We start from the raw sequence: 14,317 nt of genomic DNA on the forward strand, positions 1-14,317 counted from the left end.
TGGAATCCTAATTCTTGGACCTCTGACATAGAGATTTCTCCTAAGTTTACAAGTGAGGAAGATAAGCTAGCTTTCCGGAAACGCTGGCTAGAGCGTAATGCTACGACGATGGGTGTGGCGAATCCACCTGATATTGCTCTAGTTGAGTGGATGGATTCTCCGCATGCGGCCGATGAAAAGCAGGCGGAATGCATGCGGAGTAAAGGGTTTTCCGCTGAGGTTGCTCCGCAAGGGGGAATTCTGTTTGATCCTCCGATCCCTGAATCGCAGCAGGAGGCTTTCGGTATGGCGGCCTATGAGTGCCATTCGATGTACTTCCTTAACCCAGAGTTTCTTGCGAATTTGACAGAGGATCAGTTGCGGGTCCAGTGGGATTATTGGGATGAATACTATATCCCCTGCCTGGCGGCACATGGCTTCACAGTTGATACTTCCGAGCGTCCTGGGCGGGAAGCTTACGCGACGACGTTTTACTCTGATGCTGAGCATCGCTGGTGGCCGAATAACAAGGGTGAGCTTTCTTTCCGAATCACGCCGGAAGTTATGAAGATGTGTCCGGAAAGGCCGCCAGTTACAGAGTTTTACGGGATCAATTGATGCGCAGCGGATAGAGGTGTCGCATGAAGCATAGGATTGTACCGGTCATTAGTTCGCTACTCATGGCAGTGGGTGGTTGCGCCCAGGCTGGTTCTGATTCTGGAAGTGCCGGGGCAACCAGTCACGGCACCGCCGTTGCTCAAGCATCCGAATGGGATCCGAATACCTGGAAAGCAAGAATCAAGATCTCACCCCGTTACCACACGGAGGAAGAGAAACTTGCTTTTCGAGCACAATGGCTAAAACGCGATGCGGAGTTTTTGGGAATTGACGATCCTCCCGATGTTCCTTTGGTTGAATGGCAAGAGTCATCGGAACAGTCGGACATCAAAATGGCTGAGTGTTTGACCAACAAGGGTTTTGGATTCCATGTCAATCCCAAAGGCGGGGTTGCTTCCGATGGGAGTATTCCGGAATCGCAAGAACAGGCATACCAGTTAGCTAGTTACGAATGCTATGCGATGTATTTTCTCAATCCGGAATTTCTTACCGATTGGTCGGAAGAGCAATTGCGGGTGGTTTGGGATTATTGGGATGAATACTATATCCCCTGCCTGGCAGCACACGGATTTACCGTTGATACTTCCGAGCGTCCGGCTCGGGAAACCTATGTTGCTAAGTTTCACACCGATCCGGAGCATCGCTGGTGGCCGGATAACGGCGGTTCTCTCGGATTCCGAATCCCGGTAGAGGTATGGAAAGTCTGCCCGGAGACTCCTCCCGCCACAGAATTCTATGGAATAAAATAACACCATGATGTTTACCATTCACGTGTAAGCGCGTGGCTACCACGAAAGGCGTGCTGCCATGAACAAGAAAATAACTCAGATCCTCGCAGGTGTAATAACACTCCTCCTCGTGGCGGTACTGGCATTCTGGGCGGGCCGCACCACCCTGAAACCCCCGGAGCGGATCACCCAAACGGGAGCGGAGACAATGACCGTCACCGTAACCGAGCAAAATATTGGCCGCACCCTCACACTCTCCACCACGGTAGAACGCGCGGCACAACCGGTTGCCGTCAACCAGCTCAACGGCACCGTCACCTCCGTTGCCGCAGACGGAGAATTCCACGCCGGAGACACTCTCTACACCGTCGGAAATACCGAGGTAATCGCGGCAGAAGGTTCCACCCCCTTCTGGCGGCCCCTCGCCGAAGGAACCGAAGGCGAGGATGTCTCCCAATACCAGCGGCTCCTTGCCGCCCTCGGCTACTCACACACCGTGGCAGATGGGAAATTTGGCCCGGCCACCACCGCGGCAACGAAAGCGTGGCAAAAGGCGCGCGGGCAGGAACAGAGCGGCGTCGTCGGCCTGGGGGAACTTGTGGCAGTGCCGCAACTACCAGCTGCGCTCACCCTGGACCGCAGTATTGCCTGGCCTGGTGCGGTCTTGACCAGAAGTGAAAATATTATTAACTCGGTGTCCGGAACACCCAGTTTTTATATGGAAATCACGCGTGAACAGCAGGCCATGGTTCAGCCGGGAATGGGTATTCGTGTGAAGCTGGGCGAACAGCCCCTCATTGGAATTACCGGTGAGCCGGAGGAAACAGGATCCGGCCAGGTCAAGGTCCCTGTTACTGCGGAAGATGGCGGGCTGCTGTGCGGCACTCGGTGCGGGGAATTACCGGCCAGCCAAAAAGCCTATCTCCTTACCGATATTGAGATCGTGCCCGCGGTGACCGGGCCTACCGTGCCGGTTTCCGCACTGTCCACGATGCCGGATGGGACCGTGAGCGTGAGGGTCGTGGGGGAGGCGGCGCCCCGCACCGTCACGGTTCAGACCGTGGCCGGCGGCCTGGCGGTAGTTGAGGGCGTGCGGGCTGGAGAAAGCGTGTATGCGTTGGCCGATGCGAAGAAGGCCGGCGTGCCCGGGGCACCCGGCGGCCCCGGCGCAGAATCAGAAACCGAAGCCACCCCGAGCCCGGAAAGCACGAAGTAATGGACGCGCCCGGTATCGCCACCCGTGAGCTGCGCTTCCGCTACCGGAAAGGCGCCGAAGAACTCTTCGACGGCCTCACCCACGTTTTCGCCCCCGCCGCCATTACCGCGGTGACCGGGGCCTCGGGGCGCGGCAAATCCACCCTGCTCTACCTCCTCGGGCTCACGCTCACGCCCAGCTCCGGGCAGGTCCTCATCGACGGCGCCGCCGCCAGCGAGCTCACCGACCGGGAACGCTCGCGCCTGCGCGCCCGCCGCATCGGCTTCGTTTTCCAAGATTCCGAACTCGACCCCACCCGGCCCGTGCTCGATTCCGTGATGGAACCCGGGCTTTACGCGGGCCATTCGCTGGCCGCCACCCGCACCCGCGCCCGCGAACTCCTGGCCGGCCTGGGCCTGGAACACCGCGCCGACCACCGGCCCGGGCAAATCTCCGGCGGGCAGGCCCAGCGCGTGGCGGTCTGCCGCGCCCTCGTCAATTCCCCCACCTTCATCCTGGCCGACGAACCAACCGGAAACCTCGACCCGGATAATGCCAACCTCGTGCTCGGCGCCTTACGCCAGGCCGCGGAATCCGGATGCAGTGTCATTATTGCCACCCACGATCCCACGGTTGTCAATGCGGCAGACGAGGTGGTGCGGCTATGAAATTCGCTGTTCTGCTACGCGAAGGAGCGAAAAATGCGCGCGGGGCCCTGGTTACCACCATCTTGGTGGCTCTGGTGCTCGGGGTGATGTGCGCGGCGTCCTTAGTGACGGTGGGCCGCCAGGCCGCCACCGAAGCCGAGCTGCATCGCCAGCTCACCGGCCCGCAAGCCCGCCAGCTCACCCTCATTGACCAGAATAACGCCGGGCTGCTCCCCGAAGCATTCCTGGAAACCCTGCACGGCACCTCCGGGGTGGCCGGGGTAGTGGGATACCGGAGCACGGTGGACGTGGTCAATGGGCCGCTCGGCCCGGCCTCTCAACTATTCGCCCTGGTGGAAACCGGTGGCGACATCTCCAAAATAATTACATTAACAGCCGGGCGTTATCCCGGCCCGGGAGAAGCCATCGTGCCCGAAGCCATGCTGCCGCAGCTGCGCCTGGCCTTCCCCAGCGGGTACGTGGAATCGCGCGGCGGGCGGCAATGGGCCGTGGTCGGCTCCTTCACCCCCAGCGGCGGATTCGACGACCTCGATAATTACCTCCTGGCCGGGGGCGGCTCGGGCGCCTACGTGCGGGTGACCGCACTGGCCAACGACGCCGAAAATATTGCCGCGGTGACCGATGTTGCCCTCGCGGCCATCGGGGATTTCGACCCCACCAAACTTATTATTCGCAGCTCCGTCAGCCAGGCGAAACAGGGCGTGGCCGTGACCGGGCAGGTAGCGGGCATGGGCCGCGCCCTCCTCATCCTCATTCTCGGGGTGGGGGCGCTCTTCATCGCCGCGGTGGTCCTGGCAGACGTGCTGATCCGCCGCCGCGACCTGGGCCGGCGCCGCACCCTCGGCATCACCCGCGGCGGGCTGGTGGCCCTGGTCATCGCGCGCATCGCCTACCCGGCCGTGGGCGGTACCGCGCTGGGCATTGCCGCGGCCTGGATTTATTGCCGGCTGAGCGGCAATCCGGTCGCCCTCGATTTTTCGGTGGCGGTGGGGGTGCTCGCGGTGCTCGTGGCGCTGCTTGCCTGCATTCCCCCGGCGATTTTCGCGGCCTATCGTGACCCGGTGGAGGTCATGCGCACGCCGTAGCCGCGCGCATTACACTGGCTGTCATGTATGTGGCGAGTCGTTTTGCGTTGGAACCGGAACGCGCGGTGGAACTAGCTGCCCAGATCGGGGTGGGAGAATTAATAACGGCCGGTCCGCGCGGCCTGGACGCCACGCTCCTTCCTTTTAATATTAAGTACGACGACGCCGGCACTCTCCACCTCCACAGCCATATGGCACGTATTAATCCCCAAGCGGGCGATAGCGGCCCCTGCCTCATGGTGGTCACCGGCCCGAATACCTATATATCACCCTCCGATATGCCACCCGGCCCGGCAGATGCGCCGCTGGCCCGGGTTCCCACCTGGAATTACCTCACCGTGCACCTGCGCGGCGAGCTCACTATCCACGAGGATCCCGCGTGGCTCATCCCCACCCTGCGGGAATTAGTAGACGCCCACGAAATTGCCCACCACGGCGGCACCTGGCTCCCCGAAACCCACGCGCGGCCCGAGCAGCTGCGCCGCATGCTGCGCGCCATCGTAGGCGTGGATATTAAAGTCACGGAAATTATTGGCAAGGCCAAGCTGTCCCAGAACTTATCCACGGAGGAGATTGCCGTTACCGCCGCCAGCTTGCGGCGTCGTCGTGAAAAAAATGCCGCCACGCACATAGCCGAGCTGATGGAAAACCTGGCCATTCCCACCGCCGCGGCGCGCGAAGAAGCCGTGGAACGGGCGAAACACGGCCCCTGGGCCGCCCGCGCCGGCACGGAAACAGAAGAGGACGGCGTGGAAACCGACTAGAAACGCACCGAAACTTAATGTGCCAGGGTTCGCGGCAAACGTGCCCTATCTCACGTACACTGTGAGCATGGAATTTCTTGAGGAGAACGTGGACCCCCTGGATCTTTCTGCCGTGCAGCTGGCGCGGCGCATGCGCACCGGCCGCCTGGACCCCGTCGCGCATACCGAACGGGTGCTGGAACGGGCCCGCAGCCGCGGCGCCGCGGTCGGGGCATTCACGCATATCGCGGAAGAATTCTCGCTGCGCCAAGCCCACGCCGCCGCCAGGCAACTGAAAGGGGGCAAAGGCGGGCCGCTCACCGGGGTGCCCTTCCCCATCAAAGACCTCGACGACGTGGCCGGCCTGCCCACCGAATACGGCTCGCGGGCCATGCGCGGAAATATTGCCACCACCACCGGCGGGGTAGCCCAGTCCATCCTGGACGCCGGCACCGTAACCATCGGAAAAACCACCACCCCCGAATTCGGCTTCGTCGGCTACACCGAACCGGCCGGCCTCACACCGGCACGCACCCCCTGGGACCTGGCCCGTAGTGCCGGTGGATCCTCCGGGGGAGCGGCCGCGGCGGTTGCGGCCGGCGTGGTCCCCATCGCGCACGGAAACGACGGTGGCGGCTCGGTCCGCATTCCCGCCGCGCACTGCGGGGTACTTGGCATCAAACCCAGCCGCGGGCTGGTCTCGCCCGGACCCGGGTGCTCCTTCTTCTCCGATAGCGGGTTGGCTACCGCCGGGGTCCTGGCTCGTACCGCCCGCGATTTGGCAGCCGGGCTGGATATTATTGCGCGACGCCGGCCCGGGGATTGGAGCCCCTACCCGGGATCGGGGGACTACCTGGCCACCCTGGATGCGGAATTCGGATGCGGGCCGCAAGCGCGCAGCCGGGCCCTCGCCCTGGCCGACCTGCGGGTCGGGGTGCTCACCGAACCGCTCAATGTTGATACTGAGATCCATCCCGCCTGCCTGGAGGCCGTGGCGCGGGCCGCGGAAGATTTCCGCGCCATGGGTGCACGGGTGGAACAGATCGCGCGGCCCTTCGGGCCGGAAGCTTGGCAATCCTTTATGCCGATCTGGCAGGCGGGCGCGGCAGCTATCCCACTCCCGGCCGAATGCGAAGAACTCCTCACCCCGATGAGCCAGTGGCTGCGCGCTCGCGGGCGGGAGGCATCCGCGCCGCAACTTATGGCCGGCCTGCAGGGGATGTACGCCATTGCCCGGCGCATGGGGGAGGCTTTCGCCAGCTTCGATGTGATTCTCAGCCCGGCGCTCGGCACCCCGCCGGCCGATCCGGCCTGGGTATGCTGCCCGGATGATCCGGCTGAAGATTTCCGGCGCCAATGCATCGTGAGCCCGTGGACCAGCTCCTGGAATATGTTCGGGCCGGCCGCGGTAGCCATCCCGATCCACCGCGCGGAAGTGGATGGCACAGAGTTGCCCTTCGGGGTGCACGTGGGCGCCACCCGCTTCGGGGAAGAACAGCTGCTGCTCTCCATTGTGGCCGCCCTGGAAACCCTGGACCCCTGGCCGCTTATCCGGCAACCGCACCAGTGACGGGCACGCCGTGAGCGCGCGGCCCGCTCTGCGCGGCGCCTCGGTGCCCGCTTCCGCACCCCGAATTTTAGGCGCATAAATATCAATGGCCTAACGGGAGTGTTCACGTTGTGGACGCTCTGGGCGGATGCGCACCATTCTTTGCGATGATAGCCCGCATCCGGTATTCCCACGCGTCACGCACTGCCGGTCTATCGCTCAAGGGTGAGAGGCTGAGCGGGAGGGGTGCATAACTTCTCCACTGGTTGGTAGATATGCGCGGCGGGGTGGGGAGGCTGCGCCGCGTGCGCCGTCGTCCCAACTCTGCCCGAACCCTGGCCGCCGTGCAGGAATGACATCACCGGATTCCCCGACGGGATCCCTCCCGTCACGAAGTTAGGAGAAGGTGTGACAGGTTTTAACTGGCGCCGCCTGGGCGGATTATCCGTCACGGCTGCGCTCGTCTTAAGCGTACTCACTACTCCGGCGCTTGCTGCGGATCAGCCAGCGCCGTCGAATCCCGCCGGCGCTTTCGCCGGTCTCTTCTCTCCCGATAACCCCGAACTGGCTGCCTTCCAGGATCTGCAGGGCTCCAATGAGCGGGTGCGGGTTATTGTGCTCCTCAGGGACCGGTCGCGCCTGGGCAGCGATGCCGGTGAGGCGCAGAGCCTGGCCACGCAGGACGACCTGGTGGCACAGTGGTCGGAGAAGTACGGTCTGCAGCTTGAGCGCCAGTTCGGCTACCTCGTCAACGGTTTCGCCGCGACGATGCCGGCGGATAAGATGGCGGCTCTGGAAGCGGAAGGAGCGGTGGCATCGGTCAAGCGCGAGCGCGTCTACCAGACGACGAACGTTGCCGCGACCGAGCGTGCGGCCGATATTTCCCGCGCCGTCGCCCAGAGCGCGCTCGCTCAGAACGCGGCTGCCACGGGTGCCCTCGCACAGGGCGCCCTCGCAACGCAGCCGCAGGAAAATGTTCCCCTCGAAGATGCCTCGCGCGATATGCAGGGTGCACCCGCGGCCCTGGCTGATGCCGGCGCGGATGGCACCGGCATGGTTATTGCGATTGTGGACACGGGTATCGACCCGACTCACCGCGATATGCGCATCGACAATTGCGATACCGCGAAGATTAAGAATATTAACACCGCTGCGAATCCCACTTTCACGTGTAAGGTTCCCAACGGTTACAACTACGCCGATGATAATTTCGAGATCGTCGATACCACCTCGTCCATGCACGGCATGCACGTGGCCGGTATTGCCGCGGCGAATGGCTTGGATGAAGGGCAAACCTTCGCCACCACCGGCCGGGTGGAAGGTATGGCCCCCAATGCCCAGCTGCTGGCGATGAAGGTCTTCTCCAATGACCCGGCGCGTTCACGCGGCGCGGCCGACGGCGATATTATTGCCGCCATTGAAGATTCCGTGAAGCTGGGTGCCGACGTTATTAACCTCTCGCTGGGCTCCGATAACGGTTTTGGATACTCCAACGGTGCGGGCCTGGCTATTGAAGAAGCCCGAGCCAAGGGCGTGCTTGCGGTGATTTCCGCCGGTAACTCCGGGCTCAACTTCTCGCCGAGCGGTACCGAAGACGATATGTTTGGTAAATGGGACGACGGCGTGATCGGCTCGCCTTCGGCTCATGATGCCACGCTTTCGGTTGCCTCGATTGACAATAATTTTGAAACTCGCTCGGTCGCTCGTGTGACCGTGAACGGCGCATCCGAAGATCTCTTCTACGAACTTGCCACCGGCAAGCCGGATAATGTGGCCCGCGAAGCGGTGGCCGCCGGAACCGGTAAGCCGGAAGAATTCCCGGCGGATACCACCGGTAAATACGCTCTGATTGAGCGCGGCGGCATCACCTTCGGGGAGAAATTCGGTAATGCGCAAAAGGCCGGTGCGGCCGGTGTGATTATCTACAACCACGAAGCCGGCGGGGATTCCATGATCTCCATGGGCGGTATTGACGAATACACCTTCCCCGGTGGCGTGATGTTCCGTTCTGATGCACTGCGCCTCGTGGAGGCGATCAAGGCCGGCACCCCGGTCACTATCGCTCTCACGGATGAAGCCCGGACCACGCCCTCGGCCACGGCCGGTGCTCCCTCCAGCTTCACCTCCTGGGGCCCAACCTCCAACCTGGACTTCAAGCCGAATATTTCGGGTGTGGGCGGCAACGTCTACTCCACGCTGAATTCCAATACCTACGGCTCGATGTCCGGTACCTCCATGGCCGCCCCGAACGTGGCCGGCGCCATGGCCAGCGTGCTCCAGGTTCTCGGGGAGCGCTTCCCGGATATGTCCCGGGCGGATCGCCTCAGCCTGGCGGAAACGCTGCTCATGAACACCGCGGAAATTCCGCGGCACGACGGTGTTCCTTACGCCCCGCGCCAGATCGGCGCCGGTTTGGTGCGCGTGGATCACGCTCTGGCCTCCCAGGTGCACGCCCGCGTGGACGGCGCTAATTCGGTGGCTCTGGGCCAGGTGAACGGGCCGGTGTCCTTCACCGTGACCCTCACCAATCACGGCGATAAGGAAGCGGCTTACGCGATTCCGCGTCAGGAAGTCGTCAACGAAACGAATAACGCGAACGACATCACCTCCACTTTCATTTCCAAGGAAACGCTGACGGCGGACCGTAAGGTCCTCACCGTGGCGCCCGGGGAAAGCACCCAGGTCACCTTCACGCTCACCCCGAGCAAGGGTAACCACTTCGTGGAAGGCTGGGCGGTGCTCGCCGGCGTGCAGGATACCCCGGATATTAAGGTGCCCTACCTTGGCTTCGCCGGGGACTGGAACGCCGAACCCATTTTCGTGGCGCCGGGTCAGACCTGGGGTGAGGGAAATACCTCCACCTCCCAGCTGACCACCACGCTCTTCGGGATGACCCTCCCCATGAAGAACAATATCTTCGGGGAATTCTGGCTCTCGCCGAATAAGGACAATAGCGCTGATACGGTTGTCCCGAATTTGACGCAACTGCGTAACGCGGAAGAAGCCCAGTTCGAAATCTACGATGCGGCCGGCAAGCTCGTAACGCGCGTGGGTGAGGAACAGGAACTCTCTCGCCAGATCGCGGGTACTGCCCTCGGCACGAAGAATATTGCGCAGCCCTACCGCAGCCACGCTTTCAATGGCACGGTGTGGGATGCGGCCAGCGCGAGCTTCAAGGCGATTCCGGATGGGCGCTACACCTACCGCGTCAAGGCGCGCCTGGGTGATCGTTTCGACTGGCAGACCCTCGATATGCCCTTCGGCGTGGATACCGTTGCCCCCGAAGTTTCCGTGGGTGAACCCTTCGAGCGTGATGGACAGAAGATCCTGCCCTTCACCGTGACCGAAACCGGCTCGGGGATTTTCTCCTCGCCGATTGTGGAAACGGATAAGGGCGGCCAGATCAAGCCGGTCACCAAGAATTCCGATTCTTCCTTCGAAGTGGTGCTTCCCGAGGGCGTTTCCTACGTTGTGGTCACCGTGGGCGACCTGGGTATGAATACCACCATGGTCACCAAGGTGCTGGGCGCGAACGCCATTGAGATCCCGAACCTGAAGAAGTACAACACCGAGGTCTTCACCCCGAACCACAGCCTTGTCAAGGATGGCAAGCTGACCGTCTTCGGCCTGGCTTCCGATGCGGTGGCCCGCGTGAGCGTGGCCGGTGCGGATGCGGAGCTCAGTGGGGGACTCTTCGGTGCCCAGGTTGCGCTGACCGAAGGCACCCAGAATATCCCCGTGGTTGCCTACGGTGATAACGGCCGCGAAATCACCCGCACGGTGCTGACCGTCACCTACGATTCGGTGGCCCCGAGCGTGGCGATTACCTCCCTCAATGCTGGCGGCAAGCAGCCGGTGGCCGAGGACGGTTCCGTCACGATCACCGGTAATGTGCGCGATGAGCGCGCCGGCGCTACCCTCACTGTCAAGATCAACGGCAAGGCCGTTGAGGTGGATGCCACCGGTGGCTTCACCACTACCTTCACCCCGGAAGCTGATGCCGTCAGCGCCACCGTGGTGGCCTCCGATGGTGGAAATACCACCACCGAAACGGTCACCTACGAAGGCCGGGAGGTCGTGGCGGAAGATACGTCGTCGTACCAAGCACCTACCTTCACGAATGTGGAATGCTTCGGCACCACCTGCCTACCGGATATGTCCACCGCGGAAAAGACGGCGGACGGCAAGCTGGTGCTGCGCGGTAAGGCGCAGGGCGTGTCCGCCTTTGTGCTTCAGCCGCGCGTGACCGTGAACGAGGCCGGCGACTACGTTGTTCCGGAAGCGATTAACGTGAACGTGCAGGCCGATGGCACCTTCGAAGCCGCGGTGCCGGTGACCACCGGTATTAACGCCTTCCACATGAAGGTGACCGATACCGCGGGCAAGGTTCGTATGGATACCATCCTGCGTGTCTTCTGGGATACCGGGTACCCCAAGGTGTCCTTCACGGAACCGACCCTGTACAACGGCGTGCTCTACGCGAATTCGGATGAGGTCACCTTCGCGGGTACCGCCTCCGACGACGCTTGGGGTTACGAACTGAAGATCAACGGCTCGGTGGTGCGCAGCATTATCGACCACACCGTGGGCGGCACCAAGACCAATACCCGCAGCTTCAACCAGGCATTCCCGGTTGCGGACGGCGATACGGTCCTCGTGCAATTCGGTGACGGCATGGGCAATACCCTGCTCAACACCATCCCCGTGGTGGTGGATAAGGACGGCCCGGCGGTGAGCATCAACGGCACGGACGGCGCGGTTATTCGCGACGGCGCTGCCATTGCCACCAGCGTGACCGACCCCAACCTCAAGGCCGCGCGCGTGCTCCTCAACGGGGACGTGCTCAGCGAGCAGAGCACCGATGCGAGCCTGCTCGGCCAGAGCGTTGAGGACAGCCTCGTGGACGTCAAGACCTACTTCGGTGGCGGAAACGACGCGGGTGCGAACGGTGCGGATGCCGCGAAGGCCGTGCAGGTTGATGCTAACGGTGTGGCGGATAAGAACGACGCCGCACGCGTGGTTGCGGGCGTGAAGGACGCGGCCGGGCTTATGGCTGAGGCCGATGCTCCGGTTGCCGACGACGCAGCGGCCGGCGATACCGCTGGTGAGGCTGCGACCGCTCTCAACTACACCGTGGAAACCGCCGCGCTGCCGGCCGGTACGTACACTCTCACGGTGGAAGGCACCGACCTGGCCGGTAATTCCACCGCGCAGTCCATCTCCTTCACGAAGGACAGCCTGCCCGTGATCGAGGGTCCGGACACCGTGGAACTCACGGCGCCCGCCGGCGCTCTTGACCGGCAAGCACTGGCCGCCGAGGTACTCGCCAAGTACACGGTGAAGGACGACGGCGCAGCCGGGGCCGCGGGCGATACCGCTCTCACCCTGGCGCCGGGCACGGTGCTCAACCCGGGCGAGAATACGGTGACCCTCATTGCCACCGATGCTGCCGGGGCTGCCGTCACCAAGACGGTGAGCGTCACGGTAGCCCAGGAGACCGCACCGGAACCGGAGCCCACTCCGGGTGAGCCGGGTACCCCGGGTACCCCGGATCCGACGCCGGGTCAGCCGGTGCCGAACCCGACGCCGGCGCCCGAACCGAGCACGCCCGGTAAGCCGGGTGATACCGGAAACGTGTTCTACCTGTCCAACAATTGGACCTCCACGGTTGCCCAGCAGGTCTTCTCCTACGGGCGAGCCGCCGACCAGGTCCTGATCGGTGACTGGGATGGCGATGGCAAGGAAACCCTGGCAGTGCGCCGCGGCAACCAGATCTTCATCCAGAACAGCCTCTCCGGCGGAGTTGCTGATGAAGTGATTTCCTTCGGACGTGCTGATGACACCATCGCGGTTGGTGACTGGGATGGCGACGGTAAGGATACCTTCGCGGTGCGCCGCGGCAACCAGGTATTCGTCCTCAACTCGATTCGTTCCGGGGATGCCGATCAGGTATTCAGCTTCGGCCGCGACGGCGACGTGCTGCTGGCCGGTGATTTCGATGGTGACGGCAAGGATACCTTCGCGGTCCAGCGTGGGAACGTGTTCTTCGTGAATAACACCCTCGCGGGCGGCAAGGCTGAAACCTCCTTCTCCTATGGCAAGGCCGGTGACCAGATCTTTGTTGGTGACTGGGATGGTGACGGCAAGGATACCTTCGCTGTTCGGCGTGGTAACCAGGTGTTTGTGGCGAACTCGCTCAAGAGCGGGAACGCTGATATCACCTTGCATTATGGCCGGGCCGGTGACCAGATGCTGGTTGGTGACTGGGATGGGGATGGCGTTGATACCCCCATCGTCCGCCGCTAATAACTAGCGCCCGCGGGATGCTGGCCCACCGGCCAGTATCCGGCCCAGGGTAAAGGGAAGGGGAGGCCCCGGATTTTCCGGGCGCCTCCCCTTTTCGCTTCCCGGGGGCGCGGACTATCTATTTACGCTTAGCTACCTTGAGCGGGCCCGCCGCACTTGCCGCTGGCAGAACTCGCGAATCTCCGCGAATCCGGCTTCGCGTACCGGTGCGCGGGAGAGCAGTACGTCATGAACAGCACGATCCAATTTCAGGATATGCACATCGCTCGCTATTTCCGCGGCCCGTGCCCACATTTGCTCGACGTCCAACACGGTATCGGCTTCGCGCAACTCCTCGCTCCACGCGGTGGCCACGATGCTGCGCGCCGCGGTGAGCATGAGCACCGGGAGCCGCAGCCGCACATTCCGCGCCACGTACCGCTGCGCCCGAATGACCGCGTGCAGCCAGCCGCCGCGAATCGGCGCCGGATCCGGGCGCATATCCCAGGCCGGCGTCCACCCGGTGGTCCAAAACGGATCGCTGGTACCTTCCGGCGCCCCGGGCACCCGCGTCATTCCTTCCGGGCGCCACGCGTCGAGCACCATCCCGTAAAAGCCCGGGTCGTGTACGGGCAGCGGTTTTTTCGGTGCGGTGCGCGCCGCCAGTTCCGCCACAGGTACGACGACGGCGCTCCCGGCCGCTCCCACCTGCAAATCCAACCACGGTGAATTAAGCACCAGGCCAGCCAGATCTTTCCCGCGGCGGGAGCCGGCGTAGAGGGTGGCGGTGAGGCCGCCGGTGGAATGCCCGTACAGGATGGTGGGGAGTTGGGCTGCAGCGGGGCCGAAGCGAGCCGGGAGGTCTGTGCGCATGGCGGCCAGGGCCGCATCGATATCGGCAAAATACACCCGCATGCTATCCGTGTAGCCGTAGCTTTGCCGCTGCGGATCCCAGGAGCGGCCATATTTACGCAGGTCAATTGCGTAGAAAGCCCCGCCGGCAGCTGTTATCGCTTCGGCAAGGGCCCACTGGTAGAACATGTCATTCCAGCCGTGAATAGCGAGGAAAGCGAAGCTCGGGGTAGGCGTGCCCGCGGGTGGCAGTGCGCGGATGAGGGTGGCGCAGACGGCACCTTCGTCGTCGTCGGGAAGAGGAAGGGTGAGGCGTTCGTAACCGGCGCCGAGGAGGTCGGGTTCCCACGCGAGCGCGGGATGGTGGGGTGCGGCGGCTCGAGTCACGTTCATCCTTTCGGCTTTTCTTCGATTTTACCGCCCGCGTGGCGTTGTTCGGGTCGTGGGTGCCGGGCAGCAGAGTCCGGGGCAGTGACACCCGGCGGTGAAAGCCCGGGCCATAGCAGGCGATTCTGGCATGCCTCGCTTCACCCGCTGCTTTCCCATACCCCCACCACGGATTTCTAGAAAGCAAAGTGGCGAGTGTTCTGTAGAATCCCCATAACAGCCTATCGA

General features: G+C 63.0%; 9 protein-coding genes. 8 read left to right on the forward strand and 1 reads right to left on the reverse strand.

What is annotated here, in order from left to right; genetic code table 11:
• The 8 genes from AC5RK6_RS07590 to AC5RK6_RS07625 all read left to right on the forward strand — a co-directional run.
• The coding region (locus AC5RK6_RS07590) for a hypothetical protein (RefSeq protein ID WP_493926404.1) at positions 1–597 on the forward strand (597 nt) is incomplete at its 5' end.
• A gap of 62 nt (positions 598–659) precedes the next feature.
• Positions 660–1,346 (forward strand): hypothetical protein, encoded by a 687-nt coding sequence (locus AC5RK6_RS07595; RefSeq protein ID WP_435730745.1) that lies wholly within the window; start codon positions 660–662, stop codon positions 1,344–1,346.
• A 58-nt stretch (positions 1,347–1,404) separates the two neighbouring features.
• Entirely contained in the window at positions 1,405–2,541 is a 1,137-nt protein-coding gene (locus tag AC5RK6_RS07600; RefSeq protein WP_320758045.1) for a peptidoglycan-binding domain-containing protein, read from the forward strand.
• Positions 2,541–3,188, forward strand: coding sequence for an ABC transporter ATP-binding protein (locus tag AC5RK6_RS07605; protein ID WP_274735679.1), 648 nt, complete (start codon positions 2,541–2,543; stop codon positions 3,186–3,188). The genes AC5RK6_RS07600 and AC5RK6_RS07605 overlap by 1 nt, the downstream gene beginning before the upstream one ends.
• Positions 3,185–4,273 carry an FtsX-like permease family protein gene (locus AC5RK6_RS07610; protein WP_320758044.1) on the forward strand — a complete coding sequence of 363 codons (1,089 nt, stop codon included), beginning with the start codon at positions 3,185–3,187 and terminating at the stop codon, positions 4,271–4,273. Before AC5RK6_RS07605 ends, AC5RK6_RS07610 begins: the two co-directional genes overlap by 4 nt.
• 23 nt (positions 4,274–4,296) lie before the next feature.
• Positions 4,297–5,037 carry an FMN-binding negative transcriptional regulator gene (locus AC5RK6_RS07615; RefSeq protein ID WP_435730746.1) on the forward strand — a complete coding sequence of 247 codons (741 nt, stop codon included), beginning with the start codon at positions 4,297–4,299 and terminating at the stop codon, positions 5,035–5,037.
• A gap of 67 nt (positions 5,038–5,104) precedes the next feature.
• Positions 5,105–6,586, forward strand: a complete 1,482-nt coding sequence (locus tag AC5RK6_RS07620) for an amidase (protein ID WP_320758042.1) — start codon at positions 5,105–5,107, stop codon at positions 6,584–6,586.
• Positions 6,587–6,973: 387 nt separating this feature from the next.
• Complete coding sequence (locus tag AC5RK6_RS07625) at positions 6,974–12,871, forward strand: S8 family serine peptidase (protein WP_435730747.1); 5,898 nt, start codon at positions 6,974–6,976, stop codon at positions 12,869–12,871.
• A gap of 132 nt (positions 12,872–13,003) precedes the next feature.
• Here AC5RK6_RS07625 and AC5RK6_RS07630 read toward each other — a convergent pair whose 3' ends face one another.
• Positions 13,004–14,095, reverse strand: coding sequence for an alpha/beta fold hydrolase (locus AC5RK6_RS07630; RefSeq protein WP_320758040.1), 1,092 nt, complete (start codon positions 14,093–14,095; stop codon positions 13,004–13,006).
• Positions 14,096–14,317: the final 222 nt, after the last annotated feature.

It is taken from the genome of Actinotignum sp. usb-actsch-213, assembly GCF_059085665.1.

Excerpts from the sequence above, each read along its gene's own strand:
- AC5RK6_RS07595 (WP_435730745.1), top strand. The coding sequence starts at position 660 with ATGGCAGTGGGTGGTTGCGCCCAGGCTGGTTCTGATTCTGGAAGTGCC.
- AC5RK6_RS07600 (WP_320758045.1), top strand. The coding sequence starts at position 1,405 with ATGAACAAGAAAATAACTCAGATCCTCGCAGGTGTAATAACACTCCTC.
- AC5RK6_RS07605 (WP_274735679.1), top strand. The coding sequence starts at position 2,541 with ATGGACGCGCCCGGTATCGCCACCCGTGAGCTGCGCTTCCGCTACCGG.
- AC5RK6_RS07610 (WP_320758044.1), top strand. The coding sequence starts at position 3,185 with ATGAAATTCGCTGTTCTGCTACGCGAAGGAGCGAAAAATGCGCGCGGG.
- AC5RK6_RS07615 (WP_435730746.1), top strand. The coding sequence starts at position 4,297 with ATGTATGTGGCGAGTCGTTTTGCGTTGGAACCGGAACGCGCGGTGGAA.
- AC5RK6_RS07620 (WP_320758042.1), top strand. The coding sequence starts at position 5,105 with ATGGAATTTCTTGAGGAGAACGTGGACCCCCTGGATCTTTCTGCCGTG.
- AC5RK6_RS07630 (WP_320758040.1), bottom strand. The coding sequence starts at position 14,095 with ATGAACGTGACTCGAGCCGCCGCACCCCACCATCCCGCGCTCGCGTGG.